This is a genomic window from Stieleria varia (assembly GCF_038443385.1).
GTDB lineage: Bacteria > Planctomycetota > Planctomycetia > Pirellulales > Pirellulaceae > Stieleria > Stieleria varia.
The window spans coordinates 4,211,018-4,236,843 of sequence record NZ_CP151726.1 but is presented as its reverse complement, the minus strand read 5'-3'; the positions used below and the strand labels follow the sequence as shown (position 1 = coordinate 4,236,843).

The window sequence follows — 25,826 nt, the reverse complement described above, 5'->3', positions numbered from 1 at the left end:
CAAGTCGTTCAGAGTTTCGGCCCGCCAGCCGAACCTTCGGGTTTGCAGCTCATTGTAATGCCGCGAAGCACTCAATGGGGCGTGCTGCTCATCTCAAATTGCCGCAACAAGCCGACTTTCATTCGGGATTGCATCAGCAATAGCTCTTCGCGAGAAACATCCAGCAGCTTCGAAACCTCATCGGTGGACAAGCCGCCAAACAATTGAAAGCTGAAAGCGTCGGTTACCGTTTGCTCAAACGTGTCAGTGTCGCTAAGGAAATCAAGAATCTGATGCCGAAACTCAAGGTCTGTCCGCTGCGGAGAGAGTTTGTCTCGCACCCGTCGGTAGAAGTCCGTTCGCAGATGAAATGGCGAGACGCGGTGCTCCACTGTTTCCAATAACAATTGACGAGACCAATGAGCATGCTGTTGAGCAACTCGTAGAGACGACCAGTCCGAAATATTCGGGAGCGAAGCAGACAGCCCCATCAATGCACTGTCAATTTTATCTTTGATTGCACCTTCGATTGCACGGTCTTCCAGCCCGTTGAGGTTCACTCCGATGGTGTCCTCCTGTTCCATCACAACCGTTTCGGTTGCTTCTTCGTTCGTCATTCTCGACGTGCGACGAAAATGGCCGTTGATCAGGGTGAGCAATCCGTCTGCGAACAGCCCGTGGCCTTTGGAGCCGACAGAGGTGAAAGCAGCAACCAGCAGAGGAGAAATCTGTTCATCACGCAATGAAGCCAAAGTCACAAGCGTTTTGGCGGAACCAGACGCCTCAGCAACCTCCGCAAACACGTCTCCGTCGTCTTGCTTCGGACGCCCGCCCTTTTCCTTGGGTTTCAGCAGGCCTCGCCAAATGCAATCGTTCTCAAATGTCTCTGCTGCGGCCGGACCCTCCGCCTCTGAAATGCCATTCTGCCGCCTCAAGAATTGTTGGTAGTGGCGGTTGCAAAGGCCACGACGTAGGCGTTTTTCGGCACTTCCGCAGACGAGGCATCCATCCTGATCGTTGTCTGCTGGTGGGGTCATTTGAACGCTCACTCCCTGTTCGATTGCCAAAACGATCGCAAATTGCCCACGATTGTGACTTTCTGGTTGACTTGAAAACCGCGAGGCATTAGCCTCCCAATCAACTGGAAACAAACTGGTAACAAACTGGTTTTTCCAGCCGTGACAGCCCGATCTACTCCGCCGACGCGACGAATCCATGAACCAAGAGCTTAGCATTTCGAGTGGTTGCCTCACATGGTACCGAGGAGACACAGCCGTCAAAGCACGGCGTCTTTCCGCCATTTTGCTGATGGCTGTTGGTTTGATTCCGTGGTTTGGGTCGTCCGGATCTGGATCGGCCCATGCGGCCTTTTCGTTGACGCTGACGCCTGCCTCCCGCACCGTTCAGAGCAGCACCGGGGGGACCGTTTCGTTTACGGGCATCATCGATGGTGATCCTGGCGAGCAACTGCAGACATTTGACATCGTGATCGACATTGCCGGCCGTCAGTTGCCCTCAAGCGATGTCTCGATCGTCAACCTGACTCCGCTTGTGTTTGCACCCTTGAGTATTGGTGAGACGGAGCGAAATGGCGACGACATCTTTTTCGGAGGATTGGGGGTCGTTCCTTTGGATGCCTCATCCGATTTGCAGATTTTCACATTCGACGCTGTCTTTCGTTCCGGGATCGCAGCAGGCCAAACCTTTGATTTCAACTTCGCCTCCACCGACACCGATTTCTCGCTACGTTCCGGAATCGGTCTGATTGATTTATCGACCGTCCAATTCAACAACGCCACCGTGACGATCAGTGCTGTTCCCGAGCCAAGCGGTATTTGTGCACTGGTCGGATTGGTCTGTGGATGCGCCATGATGAGGCGTCGACGCAGGACTGCGTTATCAAACGTTATTCGAGCCTGACGCAAATTTGCGACGCGTCGTCTGCTGTCTCCCACTTTCTTTACATTCTGCATTGCGATCGGCACGAGGGTTCTTGTTGTGGTCACACTCAAATGGTTCCATCGTGATGTCCGGGCGACAGCGCAAAGACGTCAAGGACTTCGCCACGCCATAGCGAGGCTCAGAACACGCACCGGACTGGAGAGGTTGGAGGCCCGTTGTTTGCTCGACGCTGCCGGGTTCGAGGGAATCGAGTTCTGCGAGCCCCACGAGTTTGTGGACGAGCCGGCAGAAGTCAGTGTGCAAACCACCGCAGGGGACGCTGCTGGTAGCGACGCCCTATTGATCGATACAGCGCAAAATGGTTCGGCGTTCTACGGTCCATACTACAGCAGTGACCACTTCAATCCAGTGATATCGATCTCCGATAGCACGACGTCGAATGATTTGGCCAACGATTCTGTGTCTTTTGGCTTCGACGAGGCCAGCGATCGCGACGTTTCCGACGCGGTTGCAAAGGCCTTGGCAGAACTTTCGCTAACGGGATCGGACATACCGATTCGGATTCCCACATTGATCGAGCCGTTGGAGCCCACCGATTCGGTGGGCGTCAACTTGGTCGCGTCGACCAATCGAATCAACATCGATGGTTTCAGATCCGACAGTCGCTTTGCCTCGTTCGATGGCGGATCGTTTGCGACGGTCATCATCGACAGCGGGATCGACTTGGATCACCCCCACTTCGGCCCCGATTCAAACGGTGACGGCATCGCCGACCGAATCGTGTATCAAGCGAGTTTCGTGGGCACTGCGTCGGCAGATGATGACAACGGGCACGGCACTCATGTGGCTGCGACCGTTGCCTCCAGTGACAGTCAGTACGAGGGCGTGGCCCCTGGCGCGGACATCATTGCCCTGAAAACACAGAATTCACGCGGCTCCGGCAGTTTCGCTGGTGTCGAGCAAGCGTTGAAGTGGGTCGTCAGCAACGCGGCCACCTACAACATTGCCAGCGTGAATATGTCGCTCGGTGACGGCAGTTTCATCACCGAAGCGATCAGTCAGTATGGAATCGGAGACGAAATGGCGGCATTGGCGGCCATGAATATCATTGTCGTTTCTTCATCGGGAAATGAGTACCATTCGGGAAACGGAAACGGCGTGGGATATCCATCGGCAGACCCTAATTCATTGTCGATCGGTAGCGAACGTAGTGGCGGTGGACTCAGCGGATTCTCTCAGCGAGACCCTGAGTTGACAACCGTGTTTGCGCCTGGCGATCGGGTCGAAGCGGCGTGGCCGGGAGGTGGCGTCCGTTCGCTGGCGGGTACGTCGATGGCCTCGCCGCACGTTGCCGGAGTGGTCTTGTTGGCTCAGGAAGTCGCGGAGGATCAGCTTGGTCGACGCCTGACGTTCAAAGAGTTCGAGCACCTCATTCGCCAAACCGGACCGGGGCGTGGATTGATTCCCGAAACGGGCGTGGACTATCCCGGCGTTGATATGTTGGCACTCGCGGAATCCATTGTGGCGATGGCGGAAAGCTCGAGCGATTTGTCGATCTCGAATCTAACCGTCAGTGCCGGACCGCTTCGTGGTGACGCCGGCTCAGCGACTTTCACCATCACCAACTCGGGCTCCACCGCAACACCTGTCTCGGAAGTCGGCTTGTTTGTGAGTCGAAACGAAGTCGTTTCCTTCACCGGCGACTTGCGACTGGCGGATGCCGCTGTACCGTCGCTGGGCGCCGGCCAGTCCACGAATTTGACCGTCCCATTTACGTTCCCTGCCGCCAACGATCCGTTCTGGGATTTCGACTCGCAGTACACGATTGGACTTTGGGTGGATTCACTCTCAGCGATTGATGAGCTCAATGAGCTCAACAACCTTAGCAGCACCGAAGGCGTCGATCAGGTTGGGGTGACCATCAATAATTTACCCCAGGATTTAGCCGGCGCCGGATTGACGGTTCTGTCCTCAGACGACGTCTGGGGCGGAGTCGTCGAACTGGAATACACGGTATCCAACTCGGGTGGCGGTCCCACCCCAGGTTCGATCATTGAGTTCTACATCAGCTCCGACAGCACGATCGATCCTGCGACGGACTACCGGATCGGAACCGATTCCATTGCCGGGGTCCTGGGCAGCGGCAGCATCGTTGATCAAGTTCGTTTGACGTTACCAGGTCCTGGCGAAACGTTCTGGACGGACGGGCAGACGAACTACACAATCGGCTACGTGGTTGACGCGACCGGTTTGATCGCTGAAACAAACGAGACGAACAATCGCAATCAGGGTGTCGGGCTCGACACGGTTTCTGTGTTGCTCAATCCGCCTGAGTCGTCCATCTTTGGGTCGGTCTACAATGACTCGGACAATGACGGTGTCATTCACTCACGAGCCGACCATGAGTTTGTTGTGACGCACACATTCGGTGGCTCCATTTTTCCATACGTGCCATCGAACTACACGCTCACCAACCTGCCGACTTTCGCAGGTGCCGCCAGAATGACCGTTCAGGTCCGTGGTCACCTGGGTTTGGCGAATGCGACACTCAATGTCAAGCTCGACTCGATCACTTATCCCCTGTTCGCCGGAGTTCAGCCGGAGGGCAATGCAGAGATCTACGCCACGCGTACCGTGGAACTGGAGGGGCCTGCTTGGGACGCCGCTATCGCAGATGGTGTATTGCAGCTCCAAGCAACAACGATCGCCCCTGGATCGTTTTCGTCCAACAATAGCAACTTCATCAAGATCACCATCGCCTACGTCAGCGCCGATGAAAACCTTGCTTCGGGCAGCTATCAAGCCCCGCTTGCCGTGCTGCGAGATATCGTGACGAATGTTTCCATCGCTTCGATGGGAACCGCCGTGGGGGATGCGACGCTGGAGCTTTCCGCGATTGGCTATCTGGGTGTCGCCAACACCGGGGCGACCGTCATCATCGAGAATGAGTTGACGTTGCAGTGGCTCGGAAATGTCAACAGCGGCGATCTGCTTGTTTCCGATTCGGATTCGCTGGTGGTCGATGCAGCGACGATCAACGGTTGGCTGTCGGACGGTGAATTGACTGCCACGGTGCAGTTTGGCAACGGAGTCGTGGTCCAGCGGCTCGGTGCAGGATTCGAATTCCGGCTTAGCTACCCGATCGTTTCGGACGCGGGGGTTCCCGGTCAAGTTGTCGAACTGGATATCGACGGTGATGGCAGCGTCGACCGTGTCACCACGACTCAGGCGGACAATCCAATTACTCCCGCCAATGAATCCGGAAACTACGTGTTCGTGGATGTGCCACAGGGTAATCATCGGATCACAGTCCGCCCCGTTGACCACGCCGTGGCGACGTATCCGTCCAGTGGCCAACTGGACCTGACAGTGGTGACCGGCGATCCGCTTCTCGGATACAACTTCGGCGTCTACTTTGCGCCCGACGTCACGCCGCCACGGATTGACGATGTCTGGGTCAACTCAGAGCAGTGGGGTTCGGCTCTGCGTCAGACTTTTGGCGATGAACCCGGCTATTCGTTGCGTGGTATTCATCAATCCCATAGCGTGCCATGGCGAGGCGGAGTCGATGAAATCACTATACAGTTCAGCGAGGATGTTGGAGATTCGCTGGCACCCGAACACCTGTTCCTGCAGGGCGCTGACGGACTGAACTTGGCTCGGGTGGATTCGATTGATTACGACCCGGCAACCTATCGGCTGGTGATTCGTCCGTTGGCCAGTATCCAGGCGGATCGAATGCTGTTGACGGTGTTCGACACATTGACGGACGCTGCGGGAAACCGGCTGGACGGTGAATGGACGACCGGTCAAGAATCTTCGTCCGGTGACTCCAACACACTTGGCGACTTTCACTTTCGATTCAATGTGTTGCCAGGGGACGTCGACAACTCCGGTTCCGTTAGCTTCTCAGGAGACCTTTTTACCGTTTTCTCAAACACTGGAAACGATCCCGCGGATCCGAGCTTCCGCCGTTATGACATCGACGGCAACGGCACGATCAGTTTTTCAGGTGATCTGTTCGAGGTTTTCCAGTTGACGGGCGGAACGTTGCCCGCGACAGAGCCTTCGATTCCGACCGCTCCGACGGCAATGGATGGCTCTGAATCGACGACTGCGACATCGAACCTGAACATGTTCGATGAAGTCTTCAGTACAATCGGATCGCGAGAGATAGACTGAGCCTCTCAAGACCATTTCACGAGCTTGGATTGCCACAGTTTGGTACCCCCTGTAAGTCCGTCGAGTGGGTCGCGCCCTACAGAATCCGTATCGCGAAATGACAGACGAGAACAACGCATCATCGAACTCGGGACGAGGAAGCGACCATCCCACTCGGCTTGATGATCGTAATACCGACGGCGATGTTTCACTCGATACGCTGGGGCGTGCCTTTGATTTCGCAAACTCGGACATGCGGAAACCGTCGCGTGCAAACGAGGGATGCGGGTTGGCCGTCGACGGATTTGCCGAACCCGCTGCGGACTCTGATTTCATTCCTGGCGATGCGCCAACGCTACCCCGTCGATACGCTTATCGGCGATTGCTTGGGTGTGGTGGAATGGGCGAGGTCTACTTGGTCCTGGATCATGTGCTGGGACGCAACGTCGCGCTCAAGGTCTTGAGGCGTGAAGGTACGTCGAGAGTCGACCTTCATCGTCGATTTGTCGAAGAGGCGCAGATTGGCGGCCAGCTACAACACCCTGGGATCGTTCCCATCTATGACTTCGGCACGCTCGATTCAGGCATCTCGTACTTTACGATGAAGTACGTCAAGGGACAGACGCTGAGCGATTCCCTGGAGCAGCACGGCGTCGCCAACGATGTGAAGGTTTGGCTTGACCCGTTTGTCTCGGTGTGCCAAACCCTGGCCTACGCGCATTCCAAGAATGTCATCCATCGTGACTTGAAAGCGTCCAACATCATGGTGGGAGCGTTTGGCGAGGTTCAAGTCCTCGATTGGGGCTTGGCAAAGGTCGTCGGCCAACCAGATGAGTCGGCTATCGTCGCAGAAAGGAATGCACGGGAAGATCTAGACCCAGGCGTGGTCGTCGCCAAAGGTGAGCTTTCTGACACGGGCAAGCTTATCGAACAAACGGTCACGGTCATTCAGACGCCCAGTTCTCCCGATAGCCATTCCGACCCGAGTCAGACCGATGAGTCGCGAACGCGAATCGGCAGCGTCATCGGTACGCTTGCCTACATGCCGCCCGAACAGGCCAACGGCCTCGTCCACGAAATGGACTTCCGTTCAGACGTATTCGCATTGGGCTCCATTTTGTGTCGCATCCTGACCGGGTACCCCGCCTATCGCGAACCCGACGGTCGCAAGCTGTTGCAAATGGTTCGCCAAGGGGACCTGCAGGAATGCTACCAGCGTCTGGACGAGTGCGGTTGCGACGATGCTCTGAAGGCGATCGTGCGAGAGGCTCTCTCGCCGAACAAGTTGGATCGGCCCGCCAATGCAGGTGAACTTGCCCACAAGATGATCGAGTATCGAACGAGTCTGGAGGACCGACTGAGGGTTGCAGAACTGGATCGAGCTGCTTCGGGGGCAAGGGCAGAGGAAGCAGAGCAAACTGCGGCGGCCGAGCGACGGCGGCGACGGCTCAGTACGATGCTGCTGAGCATTGTCATCATCGGTTTCGCCGGTTCGCTCGCCGTGGGGTGGTGGATCGCACGAAATCGAGAGGCCCTCGCGGACGCTGAACGTCGCGCGGCGCTCGTTCAGCAAAATCAAATCGAAGAGCTGAAACAACGGCAACGCGAAATCGTCGCCCGGATCGACAAAGAGCTGACTGCGGGCGCCACATCGCTTGCTGATATCGCACAGGAAGCCCCGACTCAGGGGCAGCTGGATCGCGCCAGGGCGGCGGTGCTGCAAGCAGAGGAGTGGCAAGGGGGCCTGAACGATGAAGGGAACGAAGTCCATGACCGCGTCGCCAGTCTCCGCAATCAATGGGAAGAGATCAATGAAACGATCTTGCTGCTGAACCGAATCGAGAAGATTCGATTTGAGGCGATGGACCAAGACGTATCAGCGCCGATCGTCCGTTCATGGAGTGTTGAGGAAAAGCCACACTTCGCCAGCGGTATTGCGATCGGCCCGACGATCGAAGCGTTACAGGAGTGGGGACTGGATCTGCAATCACCTGAACAAGGCTTAGATAAATTAGAGCGGTTGCCCGAGTGGGCTCGCTCTCGAATCGAAATCCACCTGCGACTATTGCAAGTGGCCGTCGCACAGGCCACCCCTGCGACAATGCGAGCCGAAATCCCGTGGCGATTGCTGCAGGACGGGCAGTACGATTCGAAAGGTGGTGCACAGTTGGTTCAGCGGCAAGACGGTTCCATCGAAGCAATCGGAAAGAATCCGATTTGCGATGTGTATCAATTCGATTTCCCGCTATCGGACAGTACCCCAGAATTGCTGCGAATCGAAGCCTTGCCGAGCACTCGGGGTGAGGACAACGTTGACGCGGCAACTGGGACCATTGGGCGGGGCCCGGATGGCAGTGCGTGCATGTCGAACCTCGTCGTTGAACTTGTCCAGGGCGAACGGGTCGTGCCGATTTCCATCGTGTCCTCAGAGGCTTCATTTTGTTTTCGCAACGAACCTCTCACGGCAACACATTGGAATCTGACGCTCTCGCCGACTCGTCAGCAATGGGCGATTTTTCGCTTGGACGATGCCGGAATGGGCGAAATGGCGAATGAAACGCTGTTGAGTGAGGCGTCTCCGGGAACTGCACGCGTGTTGAGGATCACCTTTCACAACCATTCCATCCCTCGGTGGGGCGATCAAAATTTTGCGAGATTGCGTCTGAGTGTCTCGGATCACGTGGATGTCGAATCGACCGCTGCAAACGTCGATCAAATCGTGGAGAGATTGAATCAGGCGAACCAAGACCCATGGACACAGCAATTGTGGGCATCGTTGCAAAACCCCGGCTTGGAGTCGCTGCAGCGGTTACTTAGCGATCCCTCAGCGAGTGAGCATCCGGTCGATCACATCATCCTGCTCTCTGATCTCGTCAATCAATCCGCCAACGATCGCACGGTCGAGAAGTTGAGAAATGAGATTCAGTGGCAAACAAAGGATCCACGCATCGGTAGCAATGTGGATGCATCGCTGACCGACGACGGCTGGATTACAGTCACGCCTGGGCAGCAGTTTGACGTCACACTCGACTATCTCGGTTTTCCAAAAGGGCACCCCGCACCCACTGCGTTTCGGATCGATACCTTCGATGATTCGGCTCTATCTGATCGTGCTTTTCAAAGAGTTTCGATCCTTGAACTGTTCGGCAGAGGCCATTCCTACGGCGGAGCGGTGGAGTTCAAGAAGACAAATGTGATGGCGGATCAAGTTCGATCCTATGACGGCCCGATTCAAGGTGCGTTCAACCAAGATTACGGGACCGCTTGGAAGTTTGCTCATCCCCCTGGACGTGAGGTCTGTTCTTGCATCGTCAAAGTGGAGTTTCCCAACTCCACGGAGTTCCGCGACGGACTTCGTGTTCGGGTGTACTCATCTAAAGAGGAAACGCCCCGAACGAAGCGACTGACAAAGATCCGCGTCTATTGGACATTCGACGAAATCGAGTGGTTCAATATACATGACCTGGCATACGAACTCTTGCAGCAATCCTATGTTCGATCAATGGACAACGAGCGTCTGCTACTGGCATTGGCCGAAAACCGAATGGGCAATTGGCTGGCCACGGGAGAAGATGCCATGGGCTACGCGACAGCCGCGGTCTCCTTGCGCCCCAACGATGCCAATGCCTTGGACCGCTTCATCGCATTGACGCTCCGCCAAAACCCCGACGCCAATTCGGATTTGACTCGACGTGTCTTCTCGCTCGCCAAGCGACAACTCAACTTGGCATTGAATGATCGGGCGATTTCAAAGCTGCAAGTTGCCTTCATCGAACGCGCAAACGAGTGCCTGACGAATGGGAAACGCGAAGCGGCTGCGGAGTTTTTGGGGCAGGCATTTTCTGCCAATCCAGATCAGTTTACCGAAAGAGTTAAACTCGCCAGTTGCATGCTCTCTTTGGGGCAGTTTGAACATGCCGAGCAGTTGCTCCGAGAGCAACTTGAGCTTCACCCCTCTGATGCCGACGCCATCATTGTGTTAAGTCGGCTTTTGGGTGAGACAGATCGGGCTCAACAACGGCTTTCGCTGCTGAAGAGTGCATCGCGTCAGCAACCGGATTCACTCCCTCTGGAACGCCAGTTTGTTCAATGCTATCTCAGCATCAAGGATCATGAGAATTGTCTGGCGAGTATGCGTAAGTGCGTTGATTTGGGAGCAGGCGGATTCGAGGAACGGGAAATGATTGCTTGGCTGCTGTCCGATCTCGGGCGGGATGACGAAGCGTTTGATGAGATGGAGAGGGCCTTGGAGCATGCGGAGTATGAGTCTCAGCGATCGTACGCGGTTTTCTTTCATCTGGCGACAAAGGGACCAGACGAAACAGCAGCATGGGTCCGCCATCATTGTAGACAGGGATGGCAAAACGCCGGAGTCCTCCGGGACACACTTCGCAATGCCCTCATCGCATGGAGCAGAGACGGGGCTGATCCCTTATTCGTTGCGACGATTGATGCGAGACGCCGAAGGCCTGCGTTACACCGCCTACACACGCTCGACAACATCGAGTTTCTCATCGAAATCGTCCTGGAGGAGTTTCCTGAAGATGGCCAGACTCAGTTGGTTGCCGCTCTGGTTTTCTTTGAGTGCGGCAGATACGACGAAGCACTTGAGTTGGCAAGGAAATACTGGAAGTCGAAATCGAAAGGCTACCAGTTTTTGGGGCCAATGAATCAGATGGGGATCGAGGCGGGATGCCTGCATCGATTGGGGCAAACCGACGAGGCGCTACCGATTTATCGAAAGATGTTGAGATCACCAGACGCCATCGGAGGCGCGTTGCAGTTTTATTCGATGAGCTTTCTACATTCCCATCCCGCCCTACTTGAGTTGAAGGAGATGCTTGATGCCGAAGAAGGCGTGGATGATAGCGACACCGAAGTCAAAGACTTAGAAAATGCTGACGGTGAGCCAGAGTGAGTTTTGTTTATGTGAGATGAAAGCTTGATTCGCGATCTGGATGGCGCCTAGCCTGGTCACCAGCGATGCTGACGGCGACTCTCCATCAGAACAGCTTGGACAGTGGCGAGTTGCTGAAGTGGTGGCCGCAGATGGCGATGGCCAGGGCGTCGGCAACGTCGGCGGGCTCGGGAATCTCGGTGAGATTGAGCTGCAACTTGACAGCTTGTTGGATCTGGCTTTTGGGGGCGTGACCGTTGCCGGTCATCGTTTTCTTCACTCGTGTCGGTTCGATGCTTTTGACTTCGATCCCGGCTTGGGCAGCGGCCAAGCAGATCACGCCACGGGCGTGCCCCATCAAGATCGCGGTGCGTGGGCGTTGGTAGTGAGAATAAAGTTGCTCCAGGGCAAGGAATTTCGGGCGGTGCAACTCGATGACTTCGGTGACACCTTCGTGAAGTTCCGCCAATCGCTGTTCCAGGCTATCACGGGCTTTGCTGCGGATGACGCCGGCTTCGCAAAGCTGTGGCGTTTTGCCATGGATCTCGATCACACCGTACCCGGTCACGTTCAGCCCCGGGTCGATACCAAGGATTTTGAGGGGCGAAGTCAGCTTCGTTCCCACGAGGTCCCTTCTTTCTTGTCCAACAAAGCGATGCCCATCGCGGTCAAGCGATCACGAATCGCATCGCCCGTGGCGTAGTCCTTTTTCTCGCGTGCTTCTTTGCGTAGATCGATCAGCAACCGGATGGCTTGATCGAGTAAGTCCGCTGAGTCATCGTCACCGCCTCCTTGCGGCGGAGCTTTGACGAACAGCCCGAGAATCGAGGCCAGCTCACGAAACACTTCTGTGGCTTTAGCAAGCGAGCGGACGGCGGGTGAGTCAGCGTCGGCACCTGCAGCCAAATTGTTTTGGTCCATGTGACGATTGAGCATGCGGAGCCAATCGAACAGCGTACTGATCGCGGCTCCGGTATTGAAATCGTCGTCCATGGCTGCGAGGTATTTTTCACGTAGCTCGTGGACCTGCTTCAGCAATTCGTCTTGAGCGGGATCAAATTCGCCGGCTGCTCGGGTCTTGGCGACGTCGATCGCATAGAACGACTCGCCGGTGATTTCCTGGTAGCGGGCAAAGAAACGGTAAAAAGCCTCCAGCGACGTGCCTGCTTCCTCGAGTCCTTCGTTGTTGTAAACGATGGTCGATCGGTAGTGCGTGCGGAGCAGAAAGAAACGGATCCGCTCGCCGGTCTGTTGGCGAATCAGATCGGACAATCCGCCGGCGCCTTTGCTGCGGCTGATCTTGCCCGATGCGGCTTCCTCGGTCGACGCCTCATTGGCGGCTTGGTCGTCGCGGTCACTCTTGCCACCGACCTTGCCTTTCTCACCGGCTCGCATCAGGCCGTTGTGCATCCAGTATTTGACCATCGGCGCGTCGTGGCAGCAGCTACTTTGTGCCAGTTCGTTTTCGTGGTGGGGGAACATCAAGTCCAAGCCGCCGCCGTGGATATCAAAGGTCTTACCGAGGATCTCGTGGCTCATGGCGCTGCACTCGATGTGCCATCCGGGTCGGCCGGAGCCCCAAGGGCTGTCCCAAGCGATCTCACCTGCTTTGGCGGATTTCCAGAGGGCAAAGTCACCGGGGGATCGTTTCTTGGCCGCTGCTCCGCCGCCTTCGCCCTGCTGATCGTCGCTGCGTCGATTGGAAAGTTGTCCGTAGCGAGGGTCCTTGGCCACGTCAAAGAACACGTCGCCATCGACCGCGTATGCGTGGTCCTTGTCCACCAACTGCTGGATGAATCGGATGATGTGGCCGATGTAGTCGGTTGCCCGAGGCATGTGGTCGATTTGATTGACCCCCAATTCACGTAGATTGGCCAAGTAATCGGCCGTCATTTCGGTCGCGATTTGGCAGATCGGGATCCCACGCTCCTTGCTCTTGTTGATCAGTTTGTCGTCCACGTCAGTGATATTGACGACCCATGTGACTTGGTAGCCGCAGTAGGTCAGGTACCGTTTGATCGTGTCAAAGATCACGGGGCCGACCATGTGGCCGATGTGAGATTCCGCGTAGACGGTGGGTCCGCACAGATAGATACCGACCTTGGGCGGCTCAAGCGGCTCAAACGGCTCCTTCGTCTTGCTGAGCGTGTTGTAGACGCGGAGTTGGCCGGTGGCGGGCAGGACGTGCGAGTGACTGGAGGCTGTCGCGGTACTCATGCTGACTGTGCTTGTAGAAATGTTCTGGTAGAGATCAGGCGACTTTGCCGCTGATCAGGAGGCTATTCCGCTGGTCCTTCTGAAGGCTCCGCTGGGCTTTTTAGGCTTTAGGGCGTGTTCTGGGCAAGACGAGCCTTGTCTGGGGACGAGCCTCAACGGCGGGATTTTTCGGAGCAATCGAGCTCATCGATCTAGATTGTACGGGGCAAGCGGGAAATCGCCGAGGGCGATTCGATGGGCTGATCCGCAATTGCAGAAGTGGCGATGGATAGGCTCATTGACCAAATCTCGGCCCTGAAATACGCTAATGGCCGCTTGGCGGTCCCCGTCGGGCCGGCAGGGCCCCGACAGGGCTGGCAGGGCCCCGGCTGGGCTCGGCATTCCCCTCGCTCAGAAACCGTCTCCCATGGTTTCTTGCGTTTCGAGCCCAGGGCCATTTTTCTGGTCTCATTTCACTGCAATTTTCACTGCGGTCGGACGCCAGGATTCTCCCAACTGCGGAGATTCCCGGTCACCCTGACGCCGTATTTACGCCCCCTTTCTAAGACGGATTTCACAGAGATCAACCATGGCGAACAAGATGGTTTACTACTTCGGCAAGACAAAGACCGAAGGCAAAGGAAAGTCCAAGACCCTCATTGGCGGCAAAGGGTTGAATCTGGCAGAGATGACCTCCATCGGACTGCCAGTCCCTCCCGGTTTCACAATCACGACCGAAGTTTGTGACGCCTACTACAAAGCGGGCAAGCAATTGCCCAGCGGCTTGATGGAGGAAGTCGACAAGGCCATCGCGACGATGGAAAAAGAACTCAGCAAAAAGTTCGGCGACGAGTCCAATCCGTTGCTGGTCAGCGTCCGTAGCGGCGCTGCCGTCAGCATGCCCGGCATGATGAACACGATTCTGAACCTGGGTCTGAACGACGTCTCCACCGCCGGCTTGGCAAAAGCCACCAAGAACGAACGTTTCGCTTACGACGCGTATCGCCGCTTGATCAACATGTTCGGCGACGTGGTGATGGGAATGGATCACCATCAATTCGAAAAAGCCTTTGATAAGATCAAAAAGAAGTACAAGGTCAGCGAAGACACCGACGTGCCCGCCGAAGGCCTGAAGCAATTGTGCGATGAGTACAAGGATGTCTACAAGCAACACACCGGCGAGGAATTCCCTCAGGACCCCGTCAAGCAACTGGAACTGGCGGTCAAAGCGGTTTTCGAATCGTGGAACACGTCACGTGCCGTCCGCTACCGTGAGATCGAAGGCATCCGTGGTCTGCTCGGTACCGCCGTGAACGTCCAGTCGATGGTCTACGGCAACATGGGCGACGACTGCGGAACCGGAGTTGCTTTCACCCGTAACCCCAACACCGGCGAAAACAAGTTCTTCGGCGAGTTCCTCGTCAACGCTCAAGGCGAAGACGTCGTGGCCGGGATTCGTACTCCCGAGCAAGTCGCCGACATGCCGAAGTGGAATCGTGCGATCTACAAGGAGTTGCTCGAAGTCAAAAAGACGCTCGAAACGCACTACGCGGAAATGCAAGACATCGAATTCACGATCGAGCGTGGAACGTTGTTCATGCTGCAAACGCGTACCGGCAAGCGTACCGGTATCGCAGCCGTCAAGATCGCTTGCGACATGGTCAAGGAAAAGTTGATCGACAAGAAAGCCGCCGTGATGCGGGTTCCTGCGAACGACTTGACCCAACTGTTGCTGCCCAGTTTCAAACCGACCGCTCGCAACGCAGCGGATGTTCTCTGCCGTGGTATCAATGCTTCGCCAGGTGCCGCCGTCGGCAAGCTGGCGTTTTCGGCTGAAGAAGCTCGTGAGCGTACAGATGCCGGCGAAAAAGTCATCCTGGTGCGTCGCGAAACCAGCCCCGAAGACGTCGACGGCATGAACGCCGCCGTCGGCATCTTGACCAGCACCGGTGGTGCAACCAGCCACGCCGCCGTGGTTGCTCGCGGTTGGGGTAAATGCTGTGTCGCCGGAGCCGGCGATGTCGAAATCGATGAGAAAGGTCGCAAGATCAAGGTCAACGGAAAGACGCTCGGCGTCAACGACGTCATCAGCTTGGACGGAACGACCGGCGAAGTCATGTTGGGTGAAGTCGAGACCCAAGAGCCGAAGCTCTCCGGTGACTTTGCCCAATTGATGAAGTGGGCGGATGAGTTCCGCACCCTTGCCGTTCGCACCAATGCGGATTCACCCGCAGACAGCAAACGTGCACGTGATTTCGGCGCCGAAGGCATCGGCCTGTGCCGTACCGAACACATGTTCTTTGAGCCAGATCGCATCATCCACATGCGTTCGATGATTCTGGCACAAGATGAAAAGGATCGACGCGCTGCCCTGAAGAAGCTGTTGCCTTTCCAACGCAAAGACTTTGAAGGCATTTTCAAAGCGATGGACGGCCTGCCCGTGACCGTGCGTCTACTGGATCCGCCGTTGCACGAGTTCCTGCCTCACGAAGCCGCCGCGCAAAAAGACATGGCGACCGAACTCGGTGTAAAGCCTGCGGAAATCAAGAAGCGTTCCGAGGCCTTGCACGAGTCGAACCCCATGCTGGGTCACCGCGGTTGCCGCTTGAGCATCACCTATCCAGAAATCCTGGAGATGCAAGTCCGTGCGATCGTAGAAGCAGCGATCAACTGTGCGGGACGCAAGATCAAGGCGATGCCTGAAATCATGATCCCGTTGGTCGGCACTGCTGCCGAATTGAAGCTGCTGCGTGGCAAGGTCGAGGAAACCATCGCATCGACCATCGAAGCGAAGAAGTTCTCCGGCAAGTTGGATATCTCGATCGGCACGATGATCGAAATCCCACGTGCTTGCTTGACCGCAGATGACGTCGCTCAATACGCAGACTTCTTCAGTTTCGGCACAAACGACCTGACGCAAATGACGTTCGGGTACAGCCGTGACGATGTGGGAACGTTCTTGCCAGATTACCTGCACCAGGACATCCTGTTGGTCGACCCCTTCCAGTCCCTGGACCAAACCGGCGTGGGACAATTGGTCGAGATGGGCGTTCAAAAGGGACGTTCGACCAAGAAGGACCTCAAGGTCGGTATCTGTGGCGAGCACGGCGGCGAGCCAAGCTCGGTTGAATTCTGCCACCGTGCAGGATTGAACTACGTCAGCTGCAGCCCCTTCCGTGTGCCGATCGCCCGACTGGCCGCCGCTCAAGCAGCCCTGATCAATAGCTAGTCATCAGCTGATCTGCTGCACAGCAGCATCTGGATAACTCATAGCCTTTCGCGGTTGATCCGCGGAAGGCTTTTTTCTTGCTGCAACCGTTGAGTCGGGCGAGGCGAGCAATCCGCTGCCTGACCCGCTCGCCTCCCTTTCGTCGTCGTGCGAGATGACGTTTAATGGGGTCAACTTTTTGGCCCCCGTTCAAACCCAATTTTCCTACGATAGATTCCAATGAGCGATCTTCACGCCCAATACAACGACGTCGAAAAACTGATCGACGATGAAAAGTTCACCGAAGCGATCGATGGACTCAAGGCGATTGTCGCCGAAGACGAATCGTTTGTCCTGGCGCACTTGGCACTCGCACGTGTCTACACCAAGACAGGCCAACACGCCGAAGCCATCGAGCATGGCGAGAAAGCGTGTGAATTGGAGCCGACCGACTCGTTCAATTTCACCGCGATGAGCGTGACCTATCAACGAGCATGGGCGGGCACGCAAGATCAGACCTACATTCAGAAAGCCGAAGACGCGATGGCTCGCGCACAGATGCTGCAATCGCAGCAGTGATTCAATGCCAGGCTAGCGAGCCGTTGATCTAGCCAAGATTGGTGACGCAAGGGTGAGCCGTAAGGCACCGGGCAGCGTTTTAAGTCCGGCCGCTTACGCGTCGCGGCTCACTCAATCAACGGCCCGCCAGCGACGTGAGTCGAGCAAGCGTTGCTTGAGGGCGGCGGCGGCATCTCCCGGAGACGCCGCGTCTCTGATCGCACCTGACACGGCAATCCGATGAAATCCTGCATCGAGGACTCGTTCGATGTTGTGCTCATTGATGCCGCCGATGGCAAACGCCGGGCGTGGAGTCTCCACGGTTGACGAGTGCACTTGCCCCAAAAACTCCACGCCGGGGAAATGATCAAAGGACTTGGTCGCCCCCGGAAAGACGGGGCCGCATCCGATGTAGTCGGCGCCGTCGCCGATCGCCCGGTGAACTTGTTCGATCGTGTGCGTCGATGCCCCGATCAGACGATCGGAACCCAGCATCCGCCTCGCTTCTCGGATCGGCAATTCCGATTGCCCCAAGTGGACGCCGTCGGCGCCGGCCGCGATCGCAATGTCGGTTCGGTCATTGATGATCAAGAGCGTGTTGGTGGACTGCAATCGACGCGCAAGAACGACAGATCGTTCATAGAGTGTTCGATCATCCGTGTTCTTGTCACGCAATTGGATGATGTCCACGCCGGATTGCGTGAGTTGATCACAATGTGACAGCAGCTTCTCGGCGGTATTAAACACGTCCACCAAAGCGTAGAGCATTGCCCCGGCCAGCAAGTCCCGACGTTGTGGCCCGGTCCGAACATCACCTGGCGATTGGTCATCGGCCGTCGACGTTCCCCGGTCCCTGAGGAGGCTTCGTTCGATGTTTGCGGCGACGATGTAAACGCGGTATCTCAGGGACTCAATCCCCTTGGAGAATTCTGGATCGAGAATTTTCCCGTATTCCTCCAAGCATCTCATCGATTGAGCAACGCGGGTGCCTGCCGCGACGACGACATCGAGCGTGTCTGTTCGCTGATATTCTGACTTGGTTTGGATGGTTGTGCCCACATCCGAACGCACATTGCGGGCGGCAAGCAATGCGTCGCGATCCAACCGCTTCATTAGATTGGCGAGATCGTGTCGCAGCGACTTGATCTCTGCGGACATCTCAGCGTCATCGCGTGCGAATCGAGCATACTCCTCCAGCGTCCGCAGGCCTTCTCCTGCTCGATTCGCGGAGGCATCTAGAATACGATAGACGACCCGGGGATTTCCGTTCAATTTGTAGCACTGTTGAGAGAGCGATGAAACGTATGTTGGCAGCGAGAGTTTGTCCGGTGATCATGTGTCTGCTGTGCGTGTCGTTCGTGACCACGTCCGCATGTTTGGCCCAGGACCAAGATGCACCCAAGAAAGCACAACGTAAACCAGCCGCAGCCCGGGTCAATCCCGCATACGAAGCACCGGATGTCGTGGAGGGACTACCCCACGTGCTGCTGATCGGCGACTCCATCTCCATCGGATACATGCTGGATGTACGCGAAGCATTAAAAGGCACCGCGAATGTTTGGCGACCGCCCACCAATTGCGGGCCGACGACCAACGGCGTTCAGAACCTGGACAAGTGGCTTGGTGACCGAAAATGGGATGTCATCCATTTTAACTTTGGGTTGCACGATCTGAAGTACATGGGGCCCAAGGGCGAGAATCTCGCATCCCCCACGGCTCCCGATAGTCACCAGCAAGTCTCCCTCGAGGACTATGGCAAGAACATCCGAACGATCGCCGAGCGTCTCAAAAAGGCCGGGCGTGTTGTCATTTGGCGAGAGACGACTCCGGTTCCGCAAGGCGCCGCCGGACGAGTTCCCGGGGATTCGGCCAAGTACAACGCGATGGCAGCGAAGGTCATAGCGGAAGTCGGTGGGATCGAAACCGATCCCATGTTCAGCTTTGCCAAAGAGATCGAAAGCACGCAACGACCGGCGAACGTTCACTACACCGCAGAGGGATCCAAAAAGCTCGGCCAGCATGTAGCGGAACTGATCCGCAAACACCTTTAGGGAAGGATTTTCGTAATTCCGTTTTCCTTCATTTTGACTCTCTCGATTCGTGACATACGTTCCCATTAGAGAACAGTTCTTGATGAAAGGTTCTCTCCTGTCGGACTGGCGTCTGAGGTCATGCGTGTCATGCCTGAGTCGTCGGTACGAGAGGTCAGCCGAGCTCCCGGAAAAAGGCAAACCGTTTGAGAAGGCGGGGCGCAAAGTTACGGGTCCGTGGGCATCACATCGGATGCAGTTGCCGATGTGGGGCCTCAGGATCGCCGGACTGCCAAGGGAAAATGAATGTCCAAGAGTCTTGACTCGGAGGCATGAAAACCAAGGTGTGTTTTCGGAGACGAGCTGATTTCAGAAGCCGTTTTACGTTGAAACGGCCCTTTAAACGTCGTCGAGGGAGGCTCCTAGAGGGCCATTCTCATACCGAGGAAAATGAAAATGAAAAAGTTTGCAACCAGCCTTGTTGAGTTCTTGAAGGAAGAAGATGGACCGACCGCCGTTGAGTACGCCGTTATGTTGGCGTTGATCGTCGTCGTGTGTCTTGCCGCCGTCGGAACCATCGGTACCAACGCAAAAGGCAAGTTCGAAGAAGTCGGTACCGCTATCGGTAACTGATTTCGCCGAGGCTTGCGACAGCTTTGGGGGAAGCCGAGCAAACTCATTGATAATCGACTGTCGGCCAACGCGAGTTGGTCGGCAGTTTTTTTTTGCGCGGTTGCATGTCCTCGCGTTGACTTTCCTTTAACCGCAGCACCGATGCACACAGCTCCCGAATTCGGCGATTTCGTTTAGCCGGTAGCCGAAAGCGACGCTCAACGGAACACGACCTACCCTTCGGGCACGGGTTAAACGAGTTCAGTGCTCACCTGAACATTCGCTGCAACTGATTCAGTCCGAATGGCGGTTTCCAGTCACGCAATACAGTTTACGCGGTGCCTGCCGACGGCCCAACAGATCACCTGACACAAACTGTACAACCGTCACCTCGAATGAATCGTCAAGGTTTGTCTGGCCGGAGTTTTTTGACTCTTCGAATTCCTGGCATACGTTCCCTATAGAGAGTGAATTCGAACTGAATCGCTCTGCTTTGTTGGGACCGACATTCAATGGATTGATCCGTTGCATGTAGATGCCGCAAAGCCAGTGAATCTCTGAAAGCAGACGTTTACGTCGGCAACGCTCTTTCCAATGGCAGTGCCTGCGTTGGAGCACCGATGATGGGTCTGAGAGATGAACTGGGACGTTGGGAATCCTTTCACGTTGAAATGACCCTTGCTTCATAGTCGTCGAGTTCCGGTTTTAACGCCGGCTCTCAGCCGAGGAAATAAAGATGAAAAAGTTCGCTAATAGCATCGTTGAGTTTTTGAAAGAAGAAGACGGACCAACCGCAGTTGAGTACGCCGTCATGTTGGCTTTGATCGTCGTTGTCTGCTTGGCTGCCGTCGGCACCATCGGAACCAACGCCAAAGGCAAGTTCGAAGAAGTCGGCACCGCAATCGGTAACTGATTTTTGTGGGCTGCGGTGTCTGCGTTCGCGATTCTGTTGCGAGTACGGCGCCGCAACCCCACCGGATTTCGACGTGTTGCCGGTGAGAAACCAAGCGGTTCTCACCGGCCGCGTCGAGCCCCGACCAAGCCGGACACGGTTCGGACATCGTCGACCACCGCTCCTGCTTCATCCCGCCCTGATGAGCACACTCTGACCACCTCACGTAGACCACCTCACACAACCTCGGTTGTCACCCCCTTCCATCAAGAAAGGGAGGTCCCAAATGAACTACCCACTCCTACCTGCTGATGCAGCCGCGTATGCCTGGCAACTGTCCTGTTGCTTGGTCACCCTGCTGTTCGCCATGTTCAGTTGGATGATCGGACCTCGCTAAGCCCACCTAAAAACCACGAAAAAAAGCACGGGGAAAATTATGGACATGTTGATCGACGCCATCAGCGAGAATTGGCTCATCTGGTTTGTCACCATCGTTTTGATCGTCGCCGCGATCATCGACGGCGCCATTTTGAAGGTTCCTAACTGGCTGACCTTTCCATTCATTGCTAGCGGATTGGTCTACTGGACGATCCAGGGCGGAGTGAACGGCCTCGCCTGGAGTTTCGCCGGGATGGCAGTCGGCACAGTTCTGTTGCTCGTGCTGCGAAACGTTGGCGGAATGGGAGCCGGCGACGTGAAATTGCTCGCGGGTGTCGGAGCATGGGTGGGCACTTTGGTGACACTCAAAGTATTCGCTGCCACGGCAATCGTAGGTGGAATCATGGCGATGGTCATGATTTTGCGTAGCGGAAACTGGTTCAAACACTACGCGATGGCCCGTCAAATTCTGGATGAGTGGCGCAACGTCCGTAACCCATCCAAGCTTTCTAAAATCGCTCGGGAACGCAAGCCAACGATGACGCTGCTGCCCTACGGAATTCCGATGGCTATCGGAGCAGTGATCTACTTTGCAACCGCACGAATGCTGATCTGACACCGCTGGTGTTGCGGAAACGAAATAAAGTGGCTTGAAACAATCGCAAGCTCGACGCGTAAGCGAGGGATAACGGCAAAACCCTTGCTGACGCGTCGGCTTATGAAGCAAGCTCAATCCGACGCAACATGATTGAATCGCATCAACAAGCCCTGCCGATTAAGCGGGGCTTGTTGTTTGCATAGGTTCCTAAGGCTGTAGCGATAATTCTCCAGCAGAATTCGATTTTATAGAAGCATTGTTTGAATGTCCGATCCTAGCTGAGGGTCGACTGCCTCCTCCCAGCTTTGGTCCTCCACCTCCACTCAGAACGGACACTGGCCACAGCCAGAACGAATCCATGCGAAACAAAACACTATTCCTCCTTATCGCGTGCGTGTGCGGCACCGTCGCGGCGATCGGCGCCAGTCAGTACATGCAGGCAAACAATGGAGCCTCAACCGTTGCAATGGTTGATATCTTTGTGACCACGCAAGCGGTCGAAGAACAAGAAGAAATCACAGCCGACAAGCTGCGTTTAGAGCAGTGGCCTGCCGACCGGGTTCCCGCTGGTGCATCGAGCGATTTGAAATCGTTTGAAGGACGCTTTGCACGCCAGCCGCTTTACGCCGGCGAACCAGTCCTCGACATCAAGCTGATGAATGACAAGCAAGACATCATCGTGCCTCGTGGCTACCGAGTGGTATCAATGCCCGCCGACCGAAACGGCACGGTCAATCTGGTCCGTCAAGGCGACCGCGTCGACGTCCGTGGCTTCTTTGAGCAAGGCGACACGTTTGCCCAAGACACTTCCTTGGTTGTACTTTCCGGCGTCAAAGTCTTTGGCATCGATGGAAAAACCAAGTTCGATCCAGATGAAAAGCGGACGGGTACTGCAAAGAACATTCAATTGTTGATCCGCCAGTCCGACGAAGATGCGTGGTCCTTTGCTCAGCAGTACGGCGAAATTTCGCTATCATTGGGCAGCCCCTCCGCTGACGAAGCGGATATCGCGGACGGCGAAGCGAGTCCGACTGCAAAGAAATTCTTGAATGATTTGCGGGAATACCGACAAGAGCGTGAGCGTCAGCGTCAATTGGCGTTGGCCGAGCAAACGAAAGAAGACGCTCCGGCGAAAGTGGCCGCAAAACCGGCAAAGAAACAAGAATACGAGTTCAAGATCACAAAGCTTGGCCCCGATGGCCGCATGCAAGAGTATGGTTTTCTGCCCGGAGAATCGATCCCTGTGCTATTAAACGATACCCGCATGACGGACTCAACCGAAGAACCCCAAACGTCCGATACTACCAGTCAGGGCGCTACAGACTCGGGCCAGGACTTTGACCTGACAGGACAAGACAGCCCGTTTTTCGCACCTCAGTCGGGTGCTGAACGTACTGCCTACTGAGACTCCAAGACGATGAAAACGACCGGATTTCCGCGGTTGAACTGCGGGATCCGGTCGAATGATTCAAAACCAAGTTTTCCCCTTTTTACGACACGTAACCCGCATAAAGCCTATTCGCTGATACGTGGCAATGGATTGCCAGACGTGGCAGCGTTCACCATCGGATGGATCTGATGGCCAGGTTTCGCAAGGATGCAATCGCGATGGAAACGACACTTTTCTCGGTACGCCGGGTCGCCGCATCTCTCGTTGCCGGCATGATTGTGATGATGTCGTGTGGCATCGTGACGGCACAAGATGAAGACTTGCAGCTCACCTCGCACGAATCCGGTGCTGCAAATCATCTCATCAGCCAACCCGTTGAACGGATGGAGTTGCTGGTCAAATCGAGCCGCATCGTGACCTTGGAAGCACGGATTCCTCGTTTCCAAGTGCATAACGAGGAAGTGATCAATGCCACGCCGGTGTCGCAGAATCAATTGCAGATCTATGCAAAGCTGCCTGGCTCCACGCAGATCAATCTTTGGGATACCGAGGACAAGCTGTACACCGTCGACGTGACCGTTGTCGCGGACGCTCGAGAAATCGAGGGCATCTTGGCATCGCAATTGCCTTTGGCGACCCTGAGGGTCATGCCAGTCAATGCCAGTGCGATCGTCAATGGCTATGTCACCAGCGTCGATGATGTTGACCGTGCCGTTGCCATCGTCGAACAGTTTTACCCCACGGTTGTGAACAACATCAAAGTGATCGGGGTTCAGCAGGTCCTGCTGCACACGCGGATCATGGAAGTCTCTCGGACGAAGTTCCGTGACCTGGGTTTGGATTTTGCCCTGAGTGATTCAACGAGTCTGCTGGCCAATGGCCCCGGGAACTTGATCAACATTCCCCAGACCACTGTCGGCTCGGTCGTCACCACTGCTGGTGAGCGAGCAGCCAATGCCCGCATCATCACCGGTGACTTTCAAGGCTTGATCACCGCACTGCGTCAGGACGACTTGTTGAAATTCCTCGCCGAACCAACCGTGATCGCGACGCATGGACGCCCCGCTCGATTCACGGTTGGCGGTAAAGTCCCCTACATCGTGCCGTCGGGCAACGGTGCAGTCACCGTGTCCTACGAAGAGTACGGCACGTCGGTTGACTTCCTGCCGTTCGTCGTCGGACCAGGCCGGATTCGTTTGGAAGTGCGTCCCGAGGTCAAGGAGCCCGATGACTCGCGTGCCGTGACGGTCAGCGGAAGCCAAGTGACGGCGTTCACTCAACGCTATGTGGAGACCGCTGTTGAACTTGAGGCCGGTCAGACCTTTGCGATCGCAGGTTTGTTGCAGAGTCGAACGGAGTCCACCATCGCACGCACTCCCTTCCTTGGTGAGTTGCCTGTCTTGGGTGCCCTGTTCCGCCGCTCCTCCGAGCGTCGCAACGATATCGAGTTGCTGATCACCGTCACGCCCGAAATCGTTGACGCAATGGACCCACACGAAGTACCCCGTGGTGGCCCAGGTCTGAACTCGATGTCACCAAACGATCACGATTTCTACTTGAACGGACACATCGAAGTTCCCAACCTGCTCGGTGGCGACGGGTGCTCACCCGACTCGGGTAATCAACTGATGGGCGATATGACAATGGGCGGCGGACACGGAACTCATTACCCGGCCAATACCGTTGTACCGTCGGCCGAACCCGCAATGATCGGTGACGGGGTGATGCTATCCTCGCCTGCCAACTGATGCTACTGATACTTACTACCAGATTTGGAACGGTTGATAGAAAATACCCGGAAACGACCCGATGAGTAATGTCCTGAGAATCGCGTTGGTTGACCCCAACGACTCCACACGAGAAATGCTGAAAGCCATGCTGTTGGGCATGGACACAGTATGGTTGGAGGCGGATTGCTCTCGCTACGAGTTCTTTTCGGACATCATCGAGCAAACCGCTCCAGACGTCGGTGTGGTGACGCTGGACTCCGACGAAGACCGTGCGATTGCATTGGTGGAACGTCTCAGCAAAGAAGCCAAGGACACGGTGATCTTGGCGGCCAGTGAAAGTACGGATGGGCATTTGATCCTGCGGACCATCCGCAGTGGTGCTCGCGAGTTCCTGACGCTGCCGGTAACGAAAGACGATCTTGCCGCGGCTTTGGGGCGAGTGAGCCAGCAGAAGTTTGGTACTGCGGATGGTGGTGGGCGTTCATGTGAGGTCATCGCGATCGCGGGCGCCACCGGAGGTGTCGGAACGACCAGCGCATCAGTCAACCTTGGGTGCATTTTGGCGTCCGACAGCCGCAACAGCGTCGCCTTATTGGACTTGGATCTCGCATTGGGCGACGCTGACGTGTTTCTGGATGCAATTCCTGATTACACACTCGCCGATGTCGTTCAGAACATTTCTCGGCTAGACATCCAGTTGCTCAAACAGTCGTTGACGAAGCACAGTAGCGGCCTCTACCTCCTGCCTCGTCCCGTGGAACTTCATGACACGGCTTCCATCACCGATGAAAGTTTGCGTAAGGTCATCGGTCTGCTAAAAGCATCGTTCAGTCACTTGATCATCGACCTGTCAAAAACCTATAGTCCGGTCGACATGGCGGCAATCGAGGCCGCGTCCCGGGTGATTCTGATGACCCAGTTGGATTTGCCCTGTTTGCGTAACGTCGTGCGATTGATGATGAGTTTTGAGGAGATCGAGGGTCTGCAGTCCAAAGTCGAGATCGTGGTCAACCGGGCCGGTTTGGAGTCAGGTCAGATCAGCCTCAAAAAGGCGAAAGAAACACTTGGCCGCGAGGTGTATGCTTTGTTGCCCAACGACTATCGAACGATGGTCGAAGTCCGCAACAACGGAGTACCGTTGATCACTCAGGCACCAAAAGCGGCGATCACACAGGCCATGCGGGACTTGGCCGCAAAGCTGCAAGGCAAGTCCGGTGGCAAGGTGGAAGCGGAACCTGACAAGTCTGCCGAAAGCAAGTGGAAGAAGTTTTGGCCGGGCGCGGCAAAGTCGTAGA

16 protein-coding genes and 1 riboswitch are annotated in these 25,826 nt (G+C 55.9%); of the genes, 12 read left to right on the top strand and 4 right to left on the bottom strand.

Annotation, left to right across the window (positions count from 1 at the left end; all coding sequences use genetic code 11):
- Positions 1-71: 71 nt before the first annotated feature.
- Entirely contained in the window at positions 72-1,016 is a 945-nt protein-coding gene (locus Pla52nx_RS14245) for a hypothetical protein (protein ID WP_146521026.1), read from the bottom strand.
- 178 nt (positions 1,017-1,194) lie between these two features.
- Here Pla52nx_RS14245 and Pla52nx_RS14240 point away from each other — a divergent pair, with 178 nt between their 5' ends.
- From Pla52nx_RS14240 to Pla52nx_RS14230, 3 genes are all read left to right on the top strand, one after another.
- Entirely contained in the window at positions 1,195-1,899 is a 705-nt protein-coding gene (locus tag Pla52nx_RS14240; RefSeq protein WP_146521027.1) for a PEP-CTERM sorting domain-containing protein, read from the top strand.
- 201 nt (positions 1,900-2,100) lie between these two features.
- The gene (locus Pla52nx_RS14235; protein ID WP_146521028.1) at positions 2,101-6,063 is read left to right on the top strand and encodes a S8 family serine peptidase; all 3,963 of its coding nucleotides are present in this window, start codon (positions 2,101-2,103) and stop codon (positions 6,061-6,063) included.
- 97 nt (positions 6,064-6,160) lie between these two features.
- A complete protein-coding gene (locus Pla52nx_RS14230; RefSeq protein WP_146521029.1) occupies positions 6,161-10,960 on the top strand; it encodes a serine/threonine-protein kinase in 4,800 nt (1,599 codons plus the stop codon).
- Positions 10,961-11,045: 85 nt separating this feature from the next.
- On the opposite strand, the gene ruvC is transcribed toward Pla52nx_RS14230, so the two are convergent.
- Both ruvC and cysS read right to left on the bottom strand, forming a co-directional pair.
- Positions 11,046-11,564 carry a crossover junction endodeoxyribonuclease RuvC gene (gene ruvC / locus Pla52nx_RS14225; protein WP_231742094.1) on the bottom strand — a complete coding sequence of 173 codons (519 nt, stop codon included), beginning with the start codon at positions 11,562-11,564 and terminating at the stop codon, positions 11,046-11,048.
- The gene (cysS, locus tag Pla52nx_RS14220; RefSeq protein ID WP_146521030.1) at positions 11,549-13,156 is read right to left on the bottom strand and encodes a cysteine--tRNA ligase; all 1,608 of its coding nucleotides are present in this window, start codon (positions 13,154-13,156) and stop codon (positions 11,549-11,551) included. The genes ruvC and cysS overlap by 16 nt, the downstream gene beginning before the upstream one ends.
- Before the next feature lie 568 nt (positions 13,157-13,724).
- Between cysS and ppdK the strand changes: the two genes are divergently transcribed.
- Entirely contained in the window at positions 13,725-16,364 is a 2,640-nt protein-coding gene (gene ppdK, locus Pla52nx_RS14215) for a pyruvate, phosphate dikinase (protein ID WP_146521031.1), read from the top strand.
- 219 nt (positions 16,365-16,583) lie between these two features.
- Positions 16,584-16,922, top strand: coding sequence for a tetratricopeptide repeat protein (locus Pla52nx_RS14210; RefSeq protein ID WP_231742095.1), 339 nt, complete (start codon positions 16,584-16,586; stop codon positions 16,920-16,922).
- A gap of 111 nt (positions 16,923-17,033) precedes the next feature.
- On the opposite strand, the gene Pla52nx_RS14205 is transcribed toward Pla52nx_RS14210, so the two are convergent.
- Complete coding sequence (locus Pla52nx_RS14205; RefSeq protein WP_146521033.1) at positions 17,034-18,173, bottom strand: thiamine phosphate synthase; 1,140 nt, start codon at positions 18,171-18,173, stop codon at positions 17,034-17,036.
- 23 nt (positions 18,174-18,196) lie between these two features.
- On the opposite strand from Pla52nx_RS14205, the gene Pla52nx_RS14200 reads away from it, so the two are divergent.
- From Pla52nx_RS14200 to Pla52nx_RS14170, 7 genes are all read left to right on the top strand, one after another.
- On the top strand, positions 18,197-18,952 hold the full coding sequence (locus tag Pla52nx_RS14200; RefSeq protein ID WP_231742096.1) for an SGNH/GDSL hydrolase family protein: 756 nt from the start codon (positions 18,197-18,199) through the stop codon (positions 18,950-18,952).
- A gap of 165 nt (positions 18,953-19,117) precedes the next feature.
- Positions 19,118-19,228: riboswitch (cyclic di-GMP riboswitch) on the top strand.
- Positions 19,229-19,387: 159 nt separating this feature from the next.
- A complete protein-coding gene (locus Pla52nx_RS14195) occupies positions 19,388-19,564 on the top strand; it encodes a Flp family type IVb pilin (protein ID WP_146521034.1) in 177 nt (58 codons plus the stop codon).
- Positions 19,565-20,279: 715 nt separating this feature from the next.
- On the top strand, positions 20,280-20,456 hold the full coding sequence (locus Pla52nx_RS14190) for a Flp family type IVb pilin (RefSeq protein ID WP_146521035.1): 177 nt from the start codon (positions 20,280-20,282) through the stop codon (positions 20,454-20,456).
- A 415-nt stretch (positions 20,457-20,871) separates the two neighbouring features.
- The gene (locus Pla52nx_RS14185) at positions 20,872-21,429 is read left to right on the top strand and encodes an A24 family peptidase (RefSeq protein WP_146521036.1); all 558 of its coding nucleotides are present in this window, start codon (positions 20,872-20,874) and stop codon (positions 21,427-21,429) included.
- A 340-nt stretch (positions 21,430-21,769) separates the two neighbouring features.
- The gene (gene cpaB, locus Pla52nx_RS14180) at positions 21,770-22,816 is read left to right on the top strand and encodes a Flp pilus assembly protein CpaB (protein ID WP_146521037.1); all 1,047 of its coding nucleotides are present in this window, start codon (positions 21,770-21,772) and stop codon (positions 22,814-22,816) included.
- Positions 22,817-22,989: 173 nt separating this feature from the next.
- A complete protein-coding gene (locus tag Pla52nx_RS14175; protein WP_231742097.1) occupies positions 22,990-24,549 on the top strand; it encodes a type II and III secretion system protein family protein in 1,560 nt (519 codons plus the stop codon).
- A gap of 61 nt (positions 24,550-24,610) precedes the next feature.
- Entirely contained in the window at positions 24,611-25,825 is a 1,215-nt protein-coding gene (locus tag Pla52nx_RS14170) for an AAA family ATPase (protein ID WP_146521038.1), read from the top strand.
- Position 25,826: the final 1 nt, after the last annotated feature.

What these genes read in the sequence shown, in the direction of transcription:
- Pla52nx_RS14190 (WP_146521035.1), top strand. Translation starts at nt 20,280, where the DNA reads ATGAAAAAGTTCGCTAATAGCATCGTTGAGTTTTTGAAAGAAGAAGAC.
- Pla52nx_RS14230 (WP_146521029.1), top strand. Translation starts at nt 6,161, where the DNA reads ATGACAGACGAGAACAACGCATCATCGAACTCGGGACGAGGAAGCGAC.
- ppdK (WP_146521031.1), top strand. Translation starts at nt 13,725, where the DNA reads ATGGCGAACAAGATGGTTTACTACTTCGGCAAGACAAAGACCGAAGGC.
- cpaB (WP_146521037.1), top strand. Translation starts at nt 21,770, where the DNA reads ATGCGAAACAAAACACTATTCCTCCTTATCGCGTGCGTGTGCGGCACC.
- Pla52nx_RS14240 (WP_146521027.1), top strand. Translation starts at nt 1,195, where the DNA reads ATGAACCAAGAGCTTAGCATTTCGAGTGGTTGCCTCACATGGTACCGA.
- Pla52nx_RS14200 (WP_231742096.1), top strand. Translation starts at nt 18,197, where the DNA reads ATGAAACGTATGTTGGCAGCGAGAGTTTGTCCGGTGATCATGTGTCTG.
- Pla52nx_RS14245 (WP_146521026.1), bottom strand. Translation starts at nt 1,016, where the DNA reads ATGACCCCACCAGCAGACAACGATCAGGATGGATGCCTCGTCTGCGGA.
- cysS (WP_146521030.1), bottom strand. Translation starts at nt 13,156, where the DNA reads ATGAGTACCGCGACAGCCTCCAGTCACTCGCACGTCCTGCCCGCCACC.
- Pla52nx_RS14210 (WP_231742095.1), top strand. Translation starts at nt 16,584, where the DNA reads ATGAGCGATCTTCACGCCCAATACAACGACGTCGAAAAACTGATCGAC.
- Pla52nx_RS14185 (WP_146521036.1), top strand. Translation starts at nt 20,872, where the DNA reads ATGGACATGTTGATCGACGCCATCAGCGAGAATTGGCTCATCTGGTTT.
- Pla52nx_RS14175 (WP_231742097.1), top strand. Translation starts at nt 22,990, where the DNA reads ATGGCCAGGTTTCGCAAGGATGCAATCGCGATGGAAACGACACTTTTC.
- Pla52nx_RS14195 (WP_146521034.1), top strand. Translation starts at nt 19,388, where the DNA reads ATGAAAAAGTTTGCAACCAGCCTTGTTGAGTTCTTGAAGGAAGAAGAT.
- Pla52nx_RS14170 (WP_146521038.1), top strand. Translation starts at nt 24,611, where the DNA reads ATGAGTAATGTCCTGAGAATCGCGTTGGTTGACCCCAACGACTCCACA.